The sequence below is a fragment of the Pseudomonas sp. KK4 genome, from assembly GCF_001984065.1.
GTDB lineage: Bacteria > Pseudomonadota > Gammaproteobacteria > Pseudomonadales > Pseudomonadaceae > Aquipseudomonas.
On sequence record NZ_LYVP01000104.1, the window covers coordinates 1 to 19,100 of the forward strand.

Annotated in this window: 18 protein-coding genes; 6 read left to right on the plus strand and 12 right to left on the minus strand. The window is 63.0% G+C overall.

Annotated features, from left to right (window positions below; all coding sequences use genetic code 11):
- Positions 1 to 99 precede the first annotated feature (99 nt).
- The 7 genes from B0W55_RS23865 to B0W55_RS23895 form a co-directional block, all read right to left on the minus strand.
- Positions 100 to 1,077, minus strand: coding sequence for a D-glycerate dehydrogenase (locus B0W55_RS23865; RefSeq protein ID WP_077048369.1), 978 nt, complete (start codon positions 1,075 to 1,077; stop codon positions 100 to 102).
- 19 nt (positions 1,078 to 1,096) lie between these two features.
- Positions 1,097 to 2,389, minus strand: coding sequence for an MFS transporter (locus B0W55_RS23870; protein WP_077048370.1), 1,293 nt, complete (start codon positions 2,387 to 2,389; stop codon positions 1,097 to 1,099).
- A gap of 46 nt (positions 2,390 to 2,435) precedes the next feature.
- Positions 2,436 to 3,470: a sugar kinase gene (locus B0W55_RS23875; protein WP_077048371.1), complete on the minus strand. Its 1,035-nt coding sequence runs from the start codon at positions 3,468 to 3,470 to the stop codon at positions 2,436 to 2,438.
- Entirely contained in the window at positions 3,463 to 4,245 is a 783-nt protein-coding gene (locus B0W55_RS23880; RefSeq protein WP_077048372.1) for a sugar phosphate isomerase/epimerase, read from the minus strand. Before B0W55_RS23880 ends, B0W55_RS23875 begins: the two co-directional genes overlap by 8 nt.
- Positions 4,246 to 4,397: 152 nt before the next feature.
- Positions 4,398 to 5,423, minus strand: coding sequence for a LacI family DNA-binding transcriptional regulator (locus B0W55_RS23885; RefSeq protein ID WP_077048373.1), 1,026 nt, complete (start codon positions 5,421 to 5,423; stop codon positions 4,398 to 4,400).
- 139 nt (positions 5,424 to 5,562) lie between these two features.
- Entirely contained in the window at positions 5,563 to 6,162 is a 600-nt protein-coding gene (locus tag B0W55_RS23890) for a LysE family translocator (protein WP_077048374.1), read from the minus strand.
- A 52-nt stretch (positions 6,163 to 6,214) separates the two neighbouring features.
- On the minus strand, positions 6,215 to 7,054 hold the full coding sequence (locus B0W55_RS23895; protein ID WP_077048375.1) for an AraC family transcriptional regulator: 840 nt from the start codon (positions 7,052 to 7,054) through the stop codon (positions 6,215 to 6,217).
- Between the two features lie 175 nt (positions 7,055 to 7,229).
- On the opposite strand from B0W55_RS23895, the gene B0W55_RS23900 reads away from it, so the two are divergent.
- Entirely contained in the window at positions 7,230 to 8,312 is a 1,083-nt protein-coding gene (locus B0W55_RS23900; protein ID WP_077048376.1) for a fibronectin type III domain-containing protein, read from the plus strand.
- On the opposite strand, the gene B0W55_RS23905 is transcribed toward B0W55_RS23900, so the two are convergent.
- The 3 genes from B0W55_RS23905 to B0W55_RS23915 form a co-directional block, all read right to left on the minus strand.
- Positions 8,313 to 8,954: a DUF1345 domain-containing protein gene (locus B0W55_RS23905; protein WP_077048377.1), complete on the minus strand. Its 642-nt coding sequence runs from the start codon at positions 8,952 to 8,954 to the stop codon at positions 8,313 to 8,315.
- Between the two features lie 169 nt (positions 8,955 to 9,123).
- The gene (locus B0W55_RS23910; protein WP_077048378.1) at positions 9,124 to 12,222 is read right to left on the minus strand and encodes an efflux RND transporter permease subunit; all 3,099 of its coding nucleotides are present in this window, start codon (positions 12,220 to 12,222) and stop codon (positions 9,124 to 9,126) included.
- A gap of 15 nt (positions 12,223 to 12,237) precedes the next feature.
- Positions 12,238 to 13,395: an efflux RND transporter periplasmic adaptor subunit gene (locus tag B0W55_RS23915; protein WP_077048379.1), complete on the minus strand. Its 1,158-nt coding sequence runs from the start codon at positions 13,393 to 13,395 to the stop codon at positions 12,238 to 12,240.
- 267 nt (positions 13,396 to 13,662) lie between these two features.
- Here B0W55_RS23915 and B0W55_RS23920 point away from each other — a divergent pair, with 267 nt between their 5' ends.
- From B0W55_RS23920 to B0W55_RS23930, 3 genes are all read left to right on the plus strand, one after another.
- Positions 13,663 to 14,364, plus strand: coding sequence for a response regulator transcription factor (locus B0W55_RS23920; protein ID WP_077048380.1), 702 nt, complete (start codon positions 13,663 to 13,665; stop codon positions 14,362 to 14,364).
- 4 nt (positions 14,365 to 14,368) lie between these two features.
- A complete protein-coding gene (locus B0W55_RS23925; protein WP_077048381.1) occupies positions 14,369 to 15,667 on the plus strand; it encodes an ATP-binding protein in 1,299 nt (432 codons plus the stop codon).
- 139 nt (positions 15,668 to 15,806) lie between these two features.
- Entirely contained in the window at positions 15,807 to 16,073 is a 267-nt protein-coding gene (locus B0W55_RS23930; protein WP_077048382.1) for a hypothetical protein, read from the plus strand.
- 33 nt (positions 16,074 to 16,106) lie between these two features.
- Here B0W55_RS23930 and B0W55_RS23935 read toward each other — a convergent pair whose 3' ends face one another.
- The gene (locus B0W55_RS23935; RefSeq protein WP_077048383.1) at positions 16,107 to 16,640 is read right to left on the minus strand and encodes a tetratricopeptide repeat protein; all 534 of its coding nucleotides are present in this window, start codon (positions 16,638 to 16,640) and stop codon (positions 16,107 to 16,109) included.
- A gap of 308 nt (positions 16,641 to 16,948) precedes the next feature.
- Between B0W55_RS23935 and B0W55_RS23940 the strand changes: the two genes are divergently transcribed.
- Both B0W55_RS23940 and nudC read left to right on the plus strand, forming a co-directional pair.
- Positions 16,949 to 17,761, plus strand: a complete 813-nt coding sequence (locus B0W55_RS23940) for a crotonase/enoyl-CoA hydratase family protein (protein WP_077048384.1) — start codon at positions 16,949 to 16,951, stop codon at positions 17,759 to 17,761.
- Between the two features lie 7 nt (positions 17,762 to 17,768).
- On the plus strand, positions 17,769 to 18,599 hold the full coding sequence (nudC, locus tag B0W55_RS23945) for an NAD(+) diphosphatase (RefSeq protein WP_077048385.1): 831 nt from the start codon (positions 17,769 to 17,771) through the stop codon (positions 18,597 to 18,599).
- Here nudC and B0W55_RS23950 read toward each other — a convergent pair.
- Positions 18,567 to 19,100, minus strand: a 534-nt coding sequence (locus B0W55_RS23950; RefSeq protein ID WP_175645559.1) for a TSUP family transporter, incomplete at its 5' end; no start/stop codon positions are given. The genes nudC and B0W55_RS23950 overlap by 33 nt on opposite strands.

Below are 19,100 nucleotides of genomic sequence, written 5' to 3' on the forward strand. Positions count from 1 at the left end.
TCAGTCGACACCTGTATTGACTGACACGCCGCCTTCGCGAGCAAGCCCACAATGGATCTGTGAACGTCTGCAAGCGATGACTGACTGCCACCAACTGATTCAAGCCCTCCAGGCCCTCCCGTTCACCAGGTTCTTCGGCCGCTCACCCGCCAGCGCCGCCAGCAGGTTGTCCACCGCACAAGTCGCCATGGCCTCCCGGGTCTCATGGGTCGCCGAGCCGATGTGCGGGGTGGCCACCACATTATCCAACTGCAACAACGGCGACTGTGGGTCCAGCGGCTCACGCTCGAACACATCCAGCCCCGCCGCGCGAATCTGCCCCGCGCGCAAGGCCTCGATCATCGCGGCTTCATCCACCACCTTGCCCCTGGATATGTTGATGAAGATCGTCTGCGGGCCCATCAGTGCGAACTGTTCAGCCCCGATCAATCTCTCGGTTTGGGCAGTCAGCGGCAACGTCAGGCAAATGAAATCAGCCTCCTGCAACAACTGCGGCAGGCTTCGGTATTGCGCATCGAACCGCTGTTCCACTGCCGGTTTCGGCGAGTGGCTGTGATAGATCACCGGCATGCCAAACCCGAAATGCCCGCGCTGGGCCAGGGCCTCGCCGATACGGCCCATGCCGATGATGCCCAGGGTCTTGCCGTGCACATCGGTACCGAACTGCGCGGGGCCGACGTTGCTGTTCCACTGGCCGTTACGCACCACATTGGCCAGCTCCACCACACGCCGGGCCGTGGCCAGAATCAGCGCAAAACCGGTGTCGGCGGTCGTCTCGGTGAGCACATCAGGCGTGTTGCTCAGCAGGATGCGCCGTTCGGTCAGGTAATCGATGTCATAGTTATCGACCCCCACCGAAACGCTGGCAATCGCTTGCAGTTCGGGCGCCAGATCCAGCAGTTCCGCATCCAGCTTCAGGCTCGCACCCAGCAGACCGTGGGCGCGGGGCAGGGCGGCGCGCAGTTGCGCCAGACCGTCGGCGTCCAGGCGGTCGATCAGCGTCACGTCGACTTGCGCTTGCAGACGAGCCATCAGCGGCGGCGAGAGTTTCTTGTACAGCACGACCTGCTTTTTCATCGTCAGTCTCTTTATCAATTCAAGGATGTGCGTGGCGGTTCAGGGCCACCGAGGGGCACTCGCGGTCACTGGCGCCGGGCTTGAGGGCGATCGTCAGCACCACCGAGACCATCAGCGCACCGCTCATCAACAGGTACGATGCGCCGGGCGAACCGGTGGAGCTGTTCAGGTAGCCAACCAGATAGGACCCGCCAAACGAACCCAGCGCGCCCATGCTGTTGATCAACGCCATGGCGCCACCGGCGACGTTGGCGGGCAGGATTTCCGGGATGATCGCGAAAAACGGTCCGTACGGCGCATACATGCAGGCGCCGGCAATCACCAGCAAGGTGTAGGACCACCAGAAGTGCTCGGCACCCAGGGCATAAGAGGCATAGAACGCGATGGAGGCGATCAGCAGCGGCGGCCAGACGAAGCGTTTGCGCTTCTGCAATTTGTCCGAGCCCCAGGACACCAGCAGCATGCCGATCACCGCCGCCAGGTACGGCAATGCCGACAGCCAGCCGGCCTCGATCATGTCCATCTGCGCGCCGGCCTTGAGGATCGACGGCAGCCACAGCACGAAACCGTACACGCCAATGCTCCAGCAGAAAAACTGCAGGGCCAGGAGGATCACCTTGGGCGAGCGAAAGGCTTCGGCGTAGTTCTTCACCGCTTTGATGCCGACCTGCTCGGCAGCCAGGGCACTTTCCAGATCCTGCTTCTCTGCATCGCTGAGCCACGTGGCCTGGGCCGGACGGTCATCGGCCAGGCGCCACCAGATGAAGGCCCAGAGCACCGCCGGCAAGCCTTCGATGATGAACATCCAGCGCCAGCTGAAGTGCTGCACCAGGTAGCCCGAGACCACCGACATCCACAGCATGGTCACCGGGTTGCCGAGGATCAGGAAGGTGTTGGCCCGGGAGCGTTCGGCACGGGTGAACCAGTGGCACAGGTAGATCAGCATCGCCGGCATCACCGCCGCTTCGACCACGCCGAGCATGAAGCGGATGACGATCAGCCAGTAGGCGTTGGAGACGATACCGGTCAGTGTCGCCAGGCCACCCCAGAGGATCAGGCTGACGAAAATGAGCTTCTTGACGCTGTGCTTCTGCGCGTAGATCGCACCAGGCACCTGGAAGAAAAAGTAGCCAAGGAAGAACAGCGCGCCGAGCATCGACGACAGGCCCGGGGTGATCATCAGGTCGGCGGCCATGCCGGACGCGGCAGCGAACCCATAGTTGGCGCGGTCCAGATACGCCAGGCTGTAGGTGATGAACACGATGGGCATGATGTACCACCAGCGGCGGGCGGCGAGGGTTGCGGTTTTCATCAGTGGTGCTCCTGAGCTTGTTGTTTTTGTCGCAGCAGGTAACGGTTTAAATCTCGAGTGACGGTGCGGGCCTCTTCGCGAGCAAGCCCGCTCCCACAGGTACGGTGTTGCCCTTGTGGGAGCGGGCTTGCTCGCGAATGGCGGCATCGAATTCAACGGCCATCTCGGCCCGGGTCGGCAAACCCTCCATATCCCCCCGACTCTGCACCGCCCGGCTGCCAATCCAGTTGGCGCGCTGCACGGCGTCGGCAAAGCTGTGGTTCTCCAGCAACGCGCTGATCATGCCGACGGCAAACCCGTCGCCGGCACCGACCGTATCCACCACGGTCTCCACCGGCACGCCCGCCACGAAGCCTTCGTCCAGCTGCGTGCGGTAGTAAGCGCCATGGGGCCCGAGCTTGATTGCCACCGCTTCGGCACCCTGGTCCAGGTAGAACGCGGCAATGTCGGCCGGGTCTTCAAACCCGGTGAGCAAACGCCCTTCGCTCAACCCCGGCAGCACCCAGTGGGCGAGGGCGGCGAGGCGGTTGATCTCGGTGATCATCTGCTGCGTGCTGGCCCACAGGCTCGGGCGCAGGTTCGGGTCGAAAGACACGCTGCGCCCGGCCTCGCGCATGCGGGTCATCAATTCGAAGGACATCTGCCGCGCCGTGTCCGACAGTGCCGGCGGAATGCCGGTGGCGTGCAGGTGCCGGGCCTTGAGCAGTTCGGGAATGATCGACTGCGGCGACAAGTGGCTGGCCGCCGAACCGCGGCGGAAGTACTCGACCCGCGGATCGTCGCCATCATCGGTGCGCGACTTGAGCTGGAAACCGGTCGGGTGCACCGGATCGATGGCCACGTGGCTGCAATCCAGGCCTTCGTTTTTCAGGGTGTCGACCACGAATCGGCCGAAGGAATCGGCGCCGACCCGGCTCAGCCAGGCCACCTTGAACCCCAGCCGCGACAAGCCGATGGCGACATTGCTGTCGGCCCCGGCAATGCGCTTGTGAAAGTGGTCGACCCTGGCCAGATCGCCGTTGTGATCGGCCACGAACATGGCCATGGTTTCACCGAACGAGAGGATATCGATCTCAGACATGGGCGTGCTCCGGGCGGGTTTGGCCGAGGCTGGCCAGCGCGGCCACATGTTCGGTAGTGAGCTTTACCAGGTCGCCACCCTGCAGCGGATATTCCACAGCCCGCATAACGCCTTGGGCCATGTGCCGCAGCAGTTGTTCCCATAGCTGCAGGTCGCTGGCGGCCGGTGGCATGGCCACCAGTTTGCCGTCGTCCCGGCGCGACACGGCTTTGCAATGCACATAACCGACGTGACGCCCGAGCAGGCGCGCGGCCTGGGTCGCGCACTGGTCCTGCCAGTGCCAGTTGCCGATGTCGAAGGTCATCTTGATCGGCAGGTTGTGCTGCTCGACGGCGGTGAAAAAACGCTGGAAGGGTTCGATGCGCCCGCCGTGGAGGGTCTGGTCGTTTTCCACCAGCAATTGCACCGGGCTTTGCGCCAGGACCCGGGCCAGGGCCTGCAGGTCGCTGTTGTCGGTGAAATAGCCCAGCGACACCTTCAGCCACTTGGCGCCGAAGGCGTGGGCGCGTTGCAGGGCGGTGATCAACTCGGGATTGGCGTGCGACTGCCCGGCCAGCCACAGCTCCATGGGCGAGGAGTACACACTTTGCAGGCCATTGGCCTGGGTGGTGTCGGCCAGTCGGGCAGGGTCTTCGACGGTCAGCAGTTCTTCACGCCACTCAATGCGCGTGGCCCCGGCGGCGGCCAACACGGCGATGAAACTGCCTTGGCCGCGCTGGCGCACCAGATCGGCGCCATAGCTGGAAAGGCTGATGGAAACGGCGGGTGTGTTCATTGTTTTTCTACCTCTGAAACCGGTTTCATTTTTGTTCAAAAAAAATCTGCTGTGGGGGGATGGCCCCTTCGCGAGCAAGCCCGCTCCCACAGGGGTGCTGTATTTGCAAATCCACTGTGGGAGCGGGCTTGCTCGCGAAGAGGCCGGACCATTCATCGGGCATTCCCAAAGGTGGACCCCCGCTCAATCAACCGCGCCGAAAAATCCAGCGTGCGCACCGGCCCATCATCCCCGCGCAGGCGCTTGAGCAAACACTCGAACGCACTCGCGCCAATTTCCGCCGTCGGCTGGGCCAGCGCGGTGATGCCGCTGCCCACCAGCGGGTACCAGTCCAGGTCATCCAGAGCGATCAAGCCGACATCCTCGAACAGCCTGCACTGCAACTCGCGCAAGGCATGGGTGCTGGCCAGCGCGGCGATACCGTTGCCGCAGAACAGCGCTTTCGGGCCGGGGCCGGTGGTGTCCAGGAAGTTCTTCAGATGGGCGGTCAGCTCAGTGCCGGTTTCGATCAAGGCGCCACGCAGGGCAGGACGCCGGGCAATCTGCGCCTTGAAACTCTCGACCCGCTCAATTCGCGAACTGGTGCCGTCAAACGGTTCGGTGACCATCAACACATCGCGATAGCCGCGTTGTTCCAAGTGGGCGAGGGCGATCTCGACGGCGGCCGGGTTGTCGAGCCCGACCATGTCGCTGTCCAGGTGCTCGACCTTGCGGTCCACCAGCACCAGGGGCATTTCCCGGTGCAGTTCGCGCAGTTCATCACGGTGATGGCCGAGGGTATTCACGATCAGGCCTTCGATATTGTAGGAACGCAGCAGGGCCAGGTGCTGGCGTTCCTGCTCGTCGTCGCGGTCGGTGTTGCACACCACCAGGCTGTAGCCGTGCTGGCGGCAGGCGGTTTCCACCCCGTGCATCACGGCGATCGAATAGGGGTTGCGGATATCGGCCACCAGCATGCCGATCAGGCGGGTACGCCCGCGCTTGAGGCCGCGGGCCATCTGGTTCGGGCGATAACCCAGCTCGGCGATCGCCTGCTCGATGCGCAAGGCGATGGCATCGGACAGCAGGGCGCGATCTTCCCCGATGAACCGCGACACGCTGGCCTTGGACACCTTGGCGTGTTCGGCAACATCGAGCATGGTCACGCGGCTGCGCTGGGCGGCGGAAAAGTCGTTCACGGGATCAACCTTGTTTTTGGATTTATTGGGTTTGAGTGCGTCGTGAGGTTGCACTGAAACCGGTTTCAGAAGACACCAGAAGCGGATCCGCCGTCAAGCCCTCGCGAGCAGATTGTCCGACAATGGCCGACGGATGGGCTCAGAGCAAAATGCTGAGCCAGGCCGAGATCAGCAGTAACAAAGCCATGCAGCGGTTGAACCGTCTCATGGCGCGCGGCGACTGCAGCCAACGGGCAGAACCGGCGCCTAGCAAAGCCCAGGCGCCGAGACAGGGCAGGGAAATCAGGAAAAACGCCAGGGACAATGACATGACGTGGGCCAGACGCTGTTCGCCGCCGCCGGCGAATACGCTGACCACTGCCAGTGCCATCATCCAGGTTTTCGGGTTGATCAATTGCAGGCTCGCGGCGCCCAGCAGCCCCAAGCGGGCCATTGCGTCCTGGGCGTTCAGCGCCTGGGCAGGCGCACTGAAGATCTGCCACGCCAGGTAACTGAGCCAGGCTACGCCAAGCCATTGCATCACCGTTTGCACGACGGGAAACGCCGTGAGCGACGAACCCACGCCACTGCCCACCAGCAACACGATGGCAGCCGCGCCGGCACAACCGCCGATCACGATAGGCACCGCAGCCGCCAGGCCGTATCGAGCACTGTTGCTCAGCACCAGGATGTTGGTCGGTCCGGGGGTGATCGAGGCCACGAAGGCAAACAGCAGGAAGGGCAGTAACGTTGGGAACATCGCAGGCAACTCCGGAGAAGATCAGTGAAGTCGATCTTCACAATCGCGCGGGTCAGCTGTCTGGAAGATTTGAGCAGCGCTTGCGGTACAGCGCCGGCGTCATGCCGTAGGCCCGCACGAACCAGCGCCCCAGATGACTCTGGTCGGCAAACCCCAGCGCCATCGCCACCATCGCCGGTTGCTCGCCCCGGGCCAGCATCCGCCGGGCAGTGGCCAGGCGCAGTTGCACCAGATAGCCGTGGGGCGCCATGCCGTAGGCGGCCTTGAATGCGCGGGTCAGGCGGAAGCGGTCGACACCGGTGGCAGCGGCCAGTTGATCGAGGCCGATGTCTTCGTGGGCATGGGCGTGCAGGTACTCTCGGGCCTTCTGCGCGACCAGCGGCAGACGCGGGTCCTCGCTATAGCGGGTGCGCCAGTGCAGGTGGGTGGTCAGGCGTTCGAGCAACGCGTCGAGGGCGGTCTGGCGCACGATTTTCAGTTCGCCCATGTGCAAGGTCTGAAACGCCAGGCTGGTGGCCTGGGCCAGGCGCACATCCGTGGTCAGGGTGTTGGCGAAGCTCAACTCACTGTTGTCCGGCGTGTTGTCGAACAGGGCACGCAGTTCGCGTTCGAGCCACTGTGGGTCGAGGTACAGCATGCGGTAGGTAAAGCCGTCGGCGGTCGGTGCTTCGCCGTCGTGAATGTCCCCCGGCTCCAGCAAAAACACCTTGCCCGGCGTGCTCTGGTGCCTGGCGCGGCGACAGTTGAATTGCTGCACGCCTTGCTCGGTCACGCCCACCAGATAACTGTCATGCCAGTGCGGGTCGTAGGCATGGCCCTCGAAATGCGCGCGCAGCGTCTCGATACCGGTGTCGCGGTCCTGGGCGATGTCGATCCAGTTGTGTGGGTTCATGGGCAAGGCTTCGGGCTGATGGTCCGTTATCGCTCCGAGGGTGGGTGAGTGTCTAGAACAATTGTGCAGGCTTGCACACAGGAGTTGGCCTGGACAACTGTCATTTCTGTCAGGTGAGAAAGTGAGGCGAAAGGCGTAAAACGGCCGATATCCAAGCCGATAGGGAGTATTAGCAATGGGCAAGTCCTTGAGTGATCCAGGCGTACAGATCTGCAGCCCGGGCAATTTGAAAGGCCACCGCACATCCTCCACGACAGCCACCCTGACCTGGGACGAGCCCTATGCAACCTGTGGCTTGTGTCCGGATGCGGTGGGCTATGAGTTGTCGAGCAGTTCGTTCAATACCCTGGACGTTGCGCACTCACCCTATGAATTGCGTTTGAGCCCCTCGCTCCACCGCATCCAGGTGCGGGTCAAGGGCGCCAACGGCAGCGTGTCGGAACCCGGCTGCATTGATATTCACCCAAGCCCGCCCGCGCCGGTTGATTTACGAGCGTGCGACCTGACCGACTCCGGCATGACGCTGAACTGGACGGCGCCGGCCGGCGGAGAACCGGTGTCGGACTATGTGGTTTCACACAAAGGGCAGTTCACCGCCGCGGTCCGTGGCCTCGTGTATCGGATCAGCGAACCCGCCGGGCAGCGCACCCCTGATGTGCAGGTGCGCGCCAGAAGCGTCAGGGGCGACCTTTCCGATCCTGCGACGCTGGATATCACGCCGCCCGGCAAACCGACCGGGCTCAGGGCGTTGAACCTGTCCAGCAGGGCGACGGTGCTGGTCTGGGCGGGCGCGGCCGACAATGTCAAAGTCGTTCGCTATGAAGTGCTCAAGGACAATGTGGTGATCGATACGACCAGGGACGCCACACCGAGCTATTCGGCAACAGGGCTTGTCCCGCAAACCCGGTATGCATTTGCGGTGCGGGCGCTGGATGCCTTCGGCAACCGTTCCGAGCTCAGTCAGGCGATTACCGTCCAGACGCCCTTTCTGGATGCGCCGCGCAATCTGCGAGTGGTCAACGTCACCCGCTCGAGCATTGTGCTGGCGTGGGACAGGCCGGACGAGGCCATCGGCCTGATCAACTACAAATCCGAAGTGGACAACCACAAAGGTTCTAGCCGATCCGCCCAGGGGCCGGCCCTGGACGTGACCTTCATCGGGTTGAAGTCGGGGAGCACCTACAGCGTCGCGGTCAGCGCCAACGATGCCTCGCAACGCTATTCGCCGCCCGCCACCCTGGAGGTGAAGACCCTGTGATCAGCCAAACAACCCGGCCGCGATATTGATCGAAAACCCCAGGATCGCGGTATTGAACAGAAAACCGATCAGCGACTGCGCCAGCACGATCTTGCGCATCTGGCGCGTAGCTACGCCCACGTCCGAGGTCTGCACGGCCACGCTGATGGTGAACGAGAAGTACAGGAAATCCCAATAGTTGGGGGTGGTCAGCCCTTCGGCAAAACGCAGCGGCGACTCCTTGCCTTCCCAGGTGTAGAACAGCCGCGCGTAGTGCACGCTGAAAATCACCCCGATCAGCAGCCATGAACCAATCACGGTCAGCGCGGTAAAAGCGTAGTGCATCAGTTTGTGGGCGATCGCCAGTTCCTTGCTGCCGGCCAGTTCGAAGGTGATGGTCGCCAGGCTGGCAATCGCGGCGATGCACACCACGAACAGCACCAGGCCGGCGTTTTCGTCCTCGATTTCGGCGATGCGCCGCACGTCCGTGGCCTTGGAACGCACGGTCAGCCAGAGCATGAGCACCAGATAGGTCCAGACGCCGACGTTCCAGCCGATGAGGATTTTGCTGATGATCGAATCGGTCGGCGCCAGAATGCCCAGGGCGATGCCGAGGGTGGTGGCGGCGGAGAGGCGAGGGTGGGTGTGGGTGAGGAAAGGCATGGAGGCTCGATGGGGGCAGGGAATGCCAACACATTAGCCCAGCGATGACAGTTGTGACCACTGTGGGAACGGGCTTGCTCGCCAAAGCGGTGTGTCAGTCACTGGTGATGTCGACTGATACGCCGCCTTCGCGAGCAAGCCCGCTCCCCCATCAGGTGGATGGTGTAGGTCAGGTTTTTGTGTGGCGCCGGCGCACCAGCTTCATCACCACCACAAAAAACACCGGCACGAATATTACCGCCAGGGTCGCGGTGATCATCCCGCCAATCACCCCGGTACCGATGGCTTGCTGGCTGGCGGAACTGGCGCCAGTGGCGATCGCCAGCGGCACCACGCCGAGGATGAACGCCAGCGACGTCATCACGATCGGCCGCAGCCTCAGGCGCGCCGCTTGCAAGGTGGCGTCGATCAGGTCGTGGCCTTCGTCGTACAGGCTCTTGGCGAATTCGATGATCAGGATCGCGTTCTTTGCCGACAGGCCGATGATGGTGATCAGCCCGACCTTGAAGAACACATCGTTGGGCATGCCGCGCAGGGTCACCGCCAGCACCGCACCCAACACGCCCAGCGGCACCACCAGCAGCACCGAGGTCGGAATCGACCAGCTCTCGTACAGCGCCGCCAGGCACAGGAACACGATCAGCAGCGACAGCCCGAGCAGGATCGGTGCCTGGCTGCCGGACAGCCGCTCCTGCAACGACAAACCGGTCCATTCCTGCCCCAGTCCTGCGGGCCCCTGAGCGACCAGCCGTTCGATCTCCGCCATGGCTTCACCGGTGCTGTACCCCGGTTTCGGTTCGCCGGAAATGCTGATCGCCGGGTAGCCGTTGTAGCGGGTCAACTGCGCCGGGCCCTGGGTCCATTTGGCCTGGACGAAAGCCGACAGCGGCACCATGTTGCCGCTGCTGTTGCGCACATGGATCTTCAACAGGTCGGCGACCTGGCTGCGTTGATCGCCCTCGGCCTGGACCACCACCCGCTGCATGCGCCCCTGATTGGGGAAGTCGTTGATGTAGCTCGAACCCACGGCGGTGGACAACACGCTGCCGATGTCGGCAAAGGACACGCCCAGGGCGTTGGCCTGTTTGCGATCGACGATCAACTGCACCTGGGGCGCTTCGGCCAGGGCGCTTTCGCGCACGTTCATCAGGATCGGGCTCTTCTCGGCGGCCGCCAGCAACTCAGTGCGTGCCTGCATCAGCGTGGCATGGCCCAGGCCGCCGCGGTCCTGCAAGCGGAACTCGAAACCGCTGGAGGTGCCCAGGCCGTCGACCGGTGGCGGCAATATCGCGAAGGCCACGGCGTCCTTGATCTGGCTCAGGGCAATGTTGGCGCGGTCGGCAATCGAGGTCGCCGAATCGTCGCTGCCGCGCTCGGACCAGTCCTTGAGCGTGGTGAAGGCCAGCGCCGCGTTCTGCCCGCTGCCGGAGAAGCTGAAACCGAGGATCACCGTGCTGTCGCCTACGCCTGGTTCGGTGGCGTTGTGCGCTTCGATCTGCTCCACCACTTGCACCGTGCGGTTCTTGCTCGCCCCCGGTGGCAGTTGAATGTCGGTGATGGTGTAGCCCTGATCCTCCACCGGCAGGAACGAGGAGGGCAGGCGACTGAAACAAATCCCGAGGCCGATCAGCAGTACGAGGTAAATCAGCAGGTAACGACCGCTACGTTTCAACGCATGGGCCACCCAGCCTTGATAGCGGTCTGTCAGTTGTTCGAAGCGCCGATTGAACCCGCCGAAGAACCCGGTTTTTTCGTGATGTTCGCCCTTGGCGATCGGCTTGAGCAAAGTCGCGCACAGGGCCGGGGTCAAGGTCAGGGCGAGGAAGGCCGAGAACAGGATCGAGGTGGCCATCGACAACGAGAACTGCCGGTAGATCACCCCGACCGAACCCTGCATGAACGCCATCGGGATGAACACTGCCACCAGCACCAGGGTGATGCCGATGATCGCCCCGGTGATCTGCTTCATCGCCTTGCGCGTCGCTTCCTTGGGCGACAGGCCTTCAGTGGCCATGATCCGTTCGACGTTTTCCACCACCACAATGGCGTCGTCCACCAGGATGCCGATGGCCAGCACCATGCCGAACATGGTCAGCACGTTGATCGAAAAGCCCAGGGCCAGCATGGTCGCGAAAGTGCCCATCAACGCCACGGGCACCACCAGGGTCGGGATCAGCGTATAGCGAATGTTCTGCAGGAACAGGAACATCACCGCGAACACCAGCACCATGGCCTCGAGCAGGGTGTAGACCACTTTGGTGATAGAGACCTTGACGAAGGGCGAGGTGTCGTAGGGGATCTTGTACTCGACGTGGGCCGGGAAATAGCGCGCCAACTCATCCATCTTCGCCCGCACCAGGGTCGCGGTGCTCAAGGCGTTGGCGCCGGGGGACAGTTGCACGCCGACGGCGGTGGAGGGCTTGCCGTTCAGGCGCGTGCCGAACTGATATTCCTGGCTGCCAATCTCGACCCGCGCCACATCGGCGATGCGCACCGTGGAACCATCGGGGTTGGCCTTGAGCACGATGTCGGCGAATTCTTCAGGGGTCGATAGCTGGCCCTTGACCAGGATGGTCGCGGTGATTTCCTGGGTGCTGCGGGTCGGCAGGTCGCCGATGCTGCCCGCCGAGACCTGGGCGTTCTGCGCGACGATGGCGGCGTTGACGTCCGCCGGGGTCAGGTTGAAACCGATCAGCTTCTGCGGGTCGATCCAGATGCGCATGGCCCGTTCGGCGCCGTACAACTGGGCCTTGCCGACGCCGTCCAGACGCTTGATCTCGTTCATCACGTTGCGCGCCAGGTAATCGCTGAGCGCCACGTCGTCGAGCTTGCCGTCGGTGGAGGTCAGGGTGATCAACAGCAGGAAGCCTGCGGAGACTTTCTCCACTTGCAAACCCTGCTGGTTGACCGCTTGCGGCAGACGCGACTCCACGACTTTCAGGCGGTTCTGCACATCGACCTGGGCCATTTCCGGGTCGGTGCCCGGCTGGAAGGTGGCCTTGATGGTGGCGCTGCCCAGACTACTCTGCGACTCGAAATACAGCAGGTGATCGGCGCCGTTGAGTTCTTCCTCGATCAGGCTGACCACGCTTTCGTCCACGGTCTGCGCCGAGGCACCGGGGTACACGGCATAGATCTCGATTTGCGGCGGCGCCACGTCGGGGTACTGCGCCACCGGCAATTGCGGGATGGCCAGGGCGCCGGCCAGCAGGATGAACAGGGCGACCACCCAGGCGAACACCGGGCGGTCGATAAAGAACTGCGGCATAAACAAGCGTCCTGCTTATTGACCAGAAGCCTGGGCAAGTGGAAGAGGGGTGTCGTCGATCTGCACTTTTTCGCCAGGCTTGGCGTGTTGCAGGCCTTCGATGACGATGCGGTCGCCGGGCTTCAAGCCACCGGTGACGACCCAGCGGTCGTTCTGCACGGCGCCCAGTTCGACCTGTTGCTGGCCGACCCGCAGCTCATCGTCGAGCAGCAACACCTGGGCAATCCCGGCACTGTCACGCTGGATCGCCCGTTGCGGCACGCTGATGCCTTGCTGGTTGACCGCCTGCTCCAGGCGCACCCGCACGAAGCTGCCGGGCAGCAGGTCGAGGTCGGGGTTGGGGAATTCGCTGCGCAGGATGATCTGGCCGGTGCCGGGGTCGACCGTGATGTCGCTGAACAGCAGCTTGCCCGGTAACGGATAGAGACTGCCATCGTCCTGGATCAGCGTGGCCTTGGCCTGGCCCTGGCCGACTGCCTGCAACTGGCCGGAACGGAAGGCCCGGCGCAGGTCGTTGAGTTCGCGGGTCGATTGGGTGAGGTCGGCGTGGATCGGGTTCAGTTGCTGGATCAGCGCCAGCGGTGTGGTTTCGTTCTGGCCCACTAGCGCGCCTTCGGTGACCAGCGCCCGGCCGATGCGCCCGGAAATCGGCGCGGTGACGGTGGCATAGCCGAGGTTGAGCCTGGCGCGCTCCACGGCGGCCTTGTTGGCGGCGACGTCAGCGGCGGTCTGGCGCACGGCGGCCCGTGCGTTGTCGTAGTCCTGTCCGCTGATGGCCTTGTCGTCGATCAACTGGGCGTAGCGCTGCTCCTGCAACCGGGCCTGGAACGCATTGGCCTCGGCCTTGCGCAGCGCGGCTTCGGCGCTGTCGAGGTCGGCCTTGAGCGGTGCCGGGTCGATGCGAAACAGCACGTCGCCCTGTTTCACGTCGCTGCCTTCACGGAAAGTCCGCTGCAGCACTACGCCAGCGACCCGGGCGCGGACTTCGGCGATGCGCGGCGCGGCGATGCGTCCGCTCAATTCGCTGCTGATGGTCAGTGGTCGGCTTTCGATGGTCTCGATGCGCACGGTCGCCAGTGGCGCCGGTTCCTCGGCATTCGGCGCCTTGTCGCAGGCGCTGAGCATCAATGCCAGCGCCAGGAGGCTGAGCCTGGCAAGCAGATGGTTAGACATGAATTACCCCAATAATGACCCCCAGCATCCTACTGGGCGGTGGCGAGGGTAGCGGTGAAGCTTTGTTGGAGCTGTGTGAAATTGTGTAAGGGTTTTACTCAGGTGCAACGGAGGGCGTATATCCTTGAGCCCTTGACGCCCATAGCGCCTATCAGGCCGCTTTCGCGAGCAAGCCCGCTCCCACATTTGGAATGCGTTCCCCCTGTGGGAGCGGGCTTGCTCGCGAAGGGGCCGCCATGATCGCCACCGCACTTTCTGGAAACACCCATGCCCAACATCCTCCTGGTCGAAGACGACACCGCCCTCGCCGAACTGATCGCCAGTTACCTGGAACGCAACGGCTACTCCGTCAGCGTCATCGGCCGTGGCGACCAGGTGCGCGAATGGACGCGGCTCAACCCACCGGACCTGGTGATCCTCGACCTGATGCTGCCCGGTCTCGACGGCCTGCAGGTCTGTCGCCTGCTGCGCGCCGATTCGGCCAGCGTGCCGATCCTGATGCTCACCGCCCGCGACGACAGCCACGATCAGGTGCTGGGCCTGGAAATGGGCGCCGACGATTACGTGACCAAACCCTGCGAGCCCCGGGTCCTGCTGGCCCGGGTACGCACCTTGCTGCGCCGCAGCAGCCTGAGCGAACCGCAGACCGCCAACGACCGCATCCTCATGGGCAACCTGTGCATCGACCTGTCGGAGCGCACCGTGACCTGGCGCGAACAACCGGTGGAGCTGTCCAGCGGCGAATACAACCTGCTGGTGGTGCTGGCCCGGCATGCCGGCGAAGTGCTCAGTCGCGACCAGATCCTGCAACGTTTGCGCGGCATCGAATTCAACGGCACCGACCGCTCGGTGGACGTGGCGATCTCCAAGCTGCGGCGCAAGTTCGACGACAACGCCGGCGAAGCGCGCAAGATCAAGACGGTGTGGGGCAAGGGCTACCTGTTCAGCCGTTCCGAATGGGAATGCTGAGTCGATGTTCAGAATTCTCTTTCGCCTGTACCTGGTGACCATCGTCTCGTTCAGCGCCGCGATCTATCTGGTGCCGGACCTGGTGATCAAGGTCTTCCACGAACGTTTCGTGACCTACAACCTCGACTACTCCCGAGGCCTGCAAACCCTGATGGTCAAGCAGTTCAAGACCGTGCCCAGCGAGCAATGGCCGGCACTGGCGGCGCAAATGGACAAGGATTTCGCCCCGCTGCACATCGTGCTCAGCCGCAATGACGACCCGGTTTTTTCCGCCAATGAGCAGCAGCGTTTGCAGCGCGGCGAAAACGTGGTGCGCATCGGCGACTGGGGCTGGCGCACCCTGGCGGTGGCGCCGCTGGACGAGCTCACCGTGGTGCAGATGGTGGTGCCGCCAGACCCGATGGACGTCAGCTTGCTGTACTGGAGCATCAACGTGCTGATCGGCGCCACCATGCTCGCCTGCCTGTTGCTGTGGCTGCGGCCGCACTGGCGTGACCTGGAACGGCTGAAAGGCGCGGCCGAACGCTTCGGCAAGGGCCACCTGAGCGAGCGCACGCACATTGCCCCCAGTTCCAACATCGGCAGCCTGGCCAATGTCTTCGACACCATGGCTGGCGACATCGAAAACCTGTTGAACCAGCAGCGTGACCTGCTCAACGCGGTGTCCCATGAACTGCGCACGCCCCTGACTCGCCTGGATTTCGGTCTGGCCCTGGCGCTGTCCGACGACATGCCCGCCGCCAGCCGCGAACGCCTGCAAGGCCTGGTGGATCACATCCGCGAACTCGATGAATTGGTGCTGGAGCTGCTGTCCTACAGCCGCCTGCAAAATCCGGCGCGGGTGCCGGAACAGGTCGAGGTGTCGCTGGATGAATTCATCGATAGCATCCTGGGCAGTGTCGATGAGGAGCAATCACCGGACATCGTCATCGACGTGCTGCTCCACGGCCAACTCGAACGCTTCAGCCTCGACCCGCGCCTGACCGCCCGTGCCCTGCAAAACCTGCTGCGCAATGCCATGCGCTACTGCGAAAAGCGCATCCAGATCGGCGTGCAGGTGTGCCCCAAGGGCTGTGAAATCTGGGTCGACGATGACGGCATCGGCATTCCGGACGATGAGCGCGAGCGGATCTTCGAACCTTTCTATCGCCTGGACCGTAGCCGCGATCGGGCCACGGGCGGGTTTGGCCTGGGGCTGGCGATCAGTCGCCGGGCGCTGGAAGCCCAGGGCGGAACGCTCACGGTTCAAGCATCGCCACTGGGAGGGGCGCGCTTTCGGTTATGGCTGCCGACACCGGGCTGACCCTGCAAATGTGACAAACGGTAGTGCGCTGACCCTGAAATCTGTCAATCCTGACAGTAGTCAGGTTCAGCGCTTGAGCGTTTCATTGTGCCTACGCAGTCAGGCTGTCGCGCCACGCACTGATGACTGGAGGGTAGAAATGGGAGCGCCAACCACAGGAAAAAAGACCGGCCGTGGCACGATCAACGCCATCCGCAAGGTTTGGGTCGATGCAACGTCGACCAAATTCGCCATCGTGATGGCTGACGACGGCCATTCCAGACTGGCGGTGCGCATCGGGCTGAACATAACCGCTGACGGCGACGACTATTTTCTGGTCGGCGACAAAGTCAGGTACACCCTGGTCACGGGCGCGGCGGGGGAGTTTCCCAAAGTTCAGGAACTGACAAAGTCCGGTCCCCTGTAGGAGCATCTGGCCCCCACAGGGAGGCGGCGACGGTCAGGTCTTGGACGAGCCGTTGATGGCTTCGGCCAGGTCCTGATACTCCTCGCACGTGGTATTGCCGCAAATCGATTTGATCTGTTGCAACTGCTGCTGGGCCAGATCCAGTTGACCCTTGATCACATAGGCTTCGCCCAGGTATTCGCGGACTTTGGCGTAATGCGGGTCGAGCTTGACCGATTGCAGGTAGTAACCGATGCCTTCGTCGGTGCGGCCCAGTTTGCGGGTGGCGTAGCCGCGGTAGTTCAGGGCTTTGGCCGTGTTGGGGTTCTGCAGGGTGTCGAGCAGCGCCAGGGCTTCTTCGTAGCGCCCGTCCTTGGCCAGTTGATAGGCGTAGTCGGTACGGTCGGCGTCGGGCACCCGCTGGCTGGTCTGCAGCACGCATTTCTGCGCCTTCTTGTCGAAAACCTGGCCTTTGGGACATTGCGGTTTGGCGGGGGTGTCTTCTTCGCCATTGGCCCATGCCTGGGCACTGGACAAGGCAACGGCGAGCAACAGCGGGGCGGCTAACATTGCATAACGGCTATTCATGGGCAGGTGCTCCACGGGTGTCAGGATTGGGACAGTGAACAGGCCGAGAAAGTTGTGCAGCAGTGAACAGCAGAACCTCAACACCGCAGGGTAAACAATTATTCATTTTCTTTCTGGCGTCTACAGCAAGGGAAGCCCAAATCGAGAGGTTATGCGCCCAGTAAACTGTGGTGAGGGTATAAATAACCTGACCACAGAGGCCAGTACCTACGTCACATAGCCTCAACGGTCCCGCTTTTGGCCGAACCACCCCCACACTGCCTTGGTATAGTCGACGCCTCTTTTTTGCCCGCCAAAGGATCACCGACATGTCCCAATACACCGCGTTCAGCGTCGAACTGGCCGATAAAATCGCTCATGTGCAGATCAATCGTCCGGAAAAGATCAACTCGATGAATGCGGCCTTCTGGAGCGAAATCGTCGAGATCTTCCAGTGGGTCGACGACACCGACGAAGTGCGGGTGGTGGTGCTAAGCGGGGCTGGCAAGCATTTCTCCTCGGGCATCGACCTGATGATGCTGGCCAACGTGGCCAATGAACTGGGCAAGGACGTGGGCCGCAATGCGCGCCTGCTGCGACGCAAGATCCTCACCCTGCAAGCTTCCTTCAACGCCGTCGACCGTTGCCGCAAACCGGTGCTCGCCGCCATCCAGGGCTATTGCCTGGGCGGTGCCATCGACCTGATCGCCGCCTGCGACATGCGCTACGCCGCCGAAGACGCGCAGTTCTCGATCAAGGAAATCGACATCGGCATGGCCGCCGACGTCGGCACCTTGCAACGCTTGCCGCGGATCATCGGTGACGGCATGCTGCGCGAACTGGCTTACACTGGTCGCACATTCGGCGCCGGGGAAGCGCGGGGCATGGGCCTGGTCAACCGGGTCTACAGCGATACCGCCAGCCTGCTCGACGGTGTCATGGGCATCGCCCGGGAGATTGCGAGCAAGTCGCCGATTGCCGTCACCGGCACCAAGGAGATGATCAGCTACATGCGCGATCATCGTATCGATGACGGCCTGGAATACGTCGCCACCTGGAACGCCGCCATGCTGCAATCCACCGATCTGCGCGTGGCCATGGCCGCCCATATGAGCAAACAGAAACCCGAATTTCTGGATTGATTGAAAAATGACTTCACGCTGGACCACCGCAGTACTGGACACCGATCAACCGGGCGGCTGGGCCGTGGCCCGCAGCCCCGAAGGCTTCCTGTTCGATGACAATGGCGCGCTGTTCCCCCGGGAATGGCTCAAGCGTCAGGACCTGTCGGTTCTGGCCGAACATGGCATCGGTCACCTCGACGGCGAGCCGGTCTACCTGCTGGAACTGCACCACGCCAGCGAAGTGCCGGGCTGCAACTGGAAAGGCCTGCGGGCGTTCATGCTCGAAGGCGATCACACGCTGTACAAGGTACTGGGTTACGCCGCACAGATCGGCACCTGGGCCCGTGAGCATCGCTTCTGCGGTAATTGCGGCCAGGCCATGACTCAGGTGCCGCGCGAACGTGCGATGTATTGCCAGCCCTGCGACCTGCGCAGCTACCCGCGCATTTCACCGAGCATGATCGTGCTGGTGACCCGTGGCGACGAAGTGCTGCTGGCGCGCTCGCCACGGTTTGTCAGCGGGGTCTACAGCACCCTGGCCGGGTTTGCCGAGCCGGGCGAATCGGCCGAGGACTGCCTGATCCGCGAAGTGCGCGAGGAAGTGCGGATCGAGGTCAAGAACATCCAGTACATGGGCAGCCAGTGCTGGCCGTTCCCGCATTCGATGATGCTGGGCTTCCATGCCGAATACGCCGGCGGGGAAATCGTCTGTCAGGAAGACGAGATCGAAGACGCCCAGTGGTTCAACGTCCATGCGCTGCCGCCGTTGCCGGCGTCGCGCTCGATTGCCCGCTACCTGATCGACGTCTACGTGGCCCGCCGCTTAGGCCACGCTGAACCAGTGTTGCCAGGCTAGGCGCACGGTCAGTCCCAGCACCACGGTGATGAACACCGGACGAATGAATTTCGCGCCGCCGCTGATGGCGGTGCGAGCACCGAAGAATGCGCCGACCATCACCGACAGGCCCATGCTCAGGCCGATGATCCAGTCCACTTGCCCGGAAAACACGAACACCGACAGCGCCGCGATGTTGCTGACGAAGTTCATGCTGCGCGCCACACCACTGGCCTTGACCAGGTCGATCGGGTACATCAGCAGGCTGCTGACGGTCCAGAACGCCCCGGTGCCGGGACCCGCCACGCCATCGTAGAAGCCCAGAGTGAAGCCCTGGGTCGATTGCCACTTCTTCTTGATCGGGGCGTCGCTGTCCAGCGGCGCTTTCGGCGTGCCGCCGAACAACAGGTACAGGCCGCAGGCGAACACGATCACCGGCAGCATTTTGTTCAGCCATTCCGCCGGCAGGTAGTGGGCGACCACGGCACCGGTCAGCGCACCGACCAGGGTGCCGACGATGGC

Excerpts from the sequence above, each read along its gene's own strand:
- B0W55_RS23940 (WP_077048384.1), top strand. The coding sequence starts at position 16,949 with ATGTCCCAATACACCGCGTTCAGCGTCGAACTGGCCGATAAAATCGCT.
- B0W55_RS23920 (WP_077048380.1), top strand. The coding sequence starts at position 13,663 with ATGCCCAACATCCTCCTGGTCGAAGACGACACCGCCCTCGCCGAACTG.
- B0W55_RS23925 (WP_077048381.1), top strand. The coding sequence starts at position 14,369 with ATGTTCAGAATTCTCTTTCGCCTGTACCTGGTGACCATCGTCTCGTTC.
- B0W55_RS23930 (WP_077048382.1), top strand. The coding sequence starts at position 15,807 with ATGGGAGCGCCAACCACAGGAAAAAAGACCGGCCGTGGCACGATCAAC.
- B0W55_RS23865 (WP_077048369.1), bottom strand. The coding sequence starts at position 1,077 with ATGAAAAAGCAGGTCGTGCTGTACAAGAAACTCTCGCCGCCGCTGATG.
- B0W55_RS23935 (WP_077048383.1), bottom strand. The coding sequence starts at position 16,640 with ATGAATAGCCGTTATGCAATGTTAGCCGCCCCGCTGTTGCTCGCCGTT.
- nudC (WP_077048385.1), top strand. The coding sequence starts at position 17,769 with ATGACTTCACGCTGGACCACCGCAGTACTGGACACCGATCAACCGGGC.
- B0W55_RS23880 (WP_077048372.1), bottom strand. The coding sequence starts at position 4,245 with ATGAACACACCCGCCGTTTCCATCAGCCTTTCCAGCTATGGCGCCGAT.
- B0W55_RS23870 (WP_077048370.1), bottom strand. The coding sequence starts at position 2,389 with ATGAAAACCGCAACCCTCGCCGCCCGCCGCTGGTGGTACATCATGCCC.
- B0W55_RS23890 (WP_077048374.1), bottom strand. The coding sequence starts at position 6,162 with ATGTTCCCAACGTTACTGCCCTTCCTGCTGTTTGCCTTCGTGGCCTCG.
- B0W55_RS23915 (WP_077048379.1), bottom strand. The coding sequence starts at position 13,395 with ATGTCTAACCATCTGCTTGCCAGGCTCAGCCTCCTGGCGCTGGCATTG.
- B0W55_RS23905 (WP_077048377.1), bottom strand. The coding sequence starts at position 8,954 with ATGCCTTTCCTCACCCACACCCACCCTCGCCTCTCCGCCGCCACCACC.
- B0W55_RS23900 (WP_077048376.1), top strand. The coding sequence starts at position 7,230 with ATGGGCAAGTCCTTGAGTGATCCAGGCGTACAGATCTGCAGCCCGGGC.
- B0W55_RS23875 (WP_077048371.1), bottom strand. The coding sequence starts at position 3,470 with ATGTCTGAGATCGATATCCTCTCGTTCGGTGAAACCATGGCCATGTTC.
- B0W55_RS23895 (WP_077048375.1), bottom strand. The coding sequence starts at position 7,054 with ATGAACCCACACAACTGGATCGACATCGCCCAGGACCGCGACACCGGT.
- B0W55_RS23910 (WP_077048378.1), bottom strand. The coding sequence starts at position 12,222 with ATGCCGCAGTTCTTTATCGACCGCCCGGTGTTCGCCTGGGTGGTCGCC.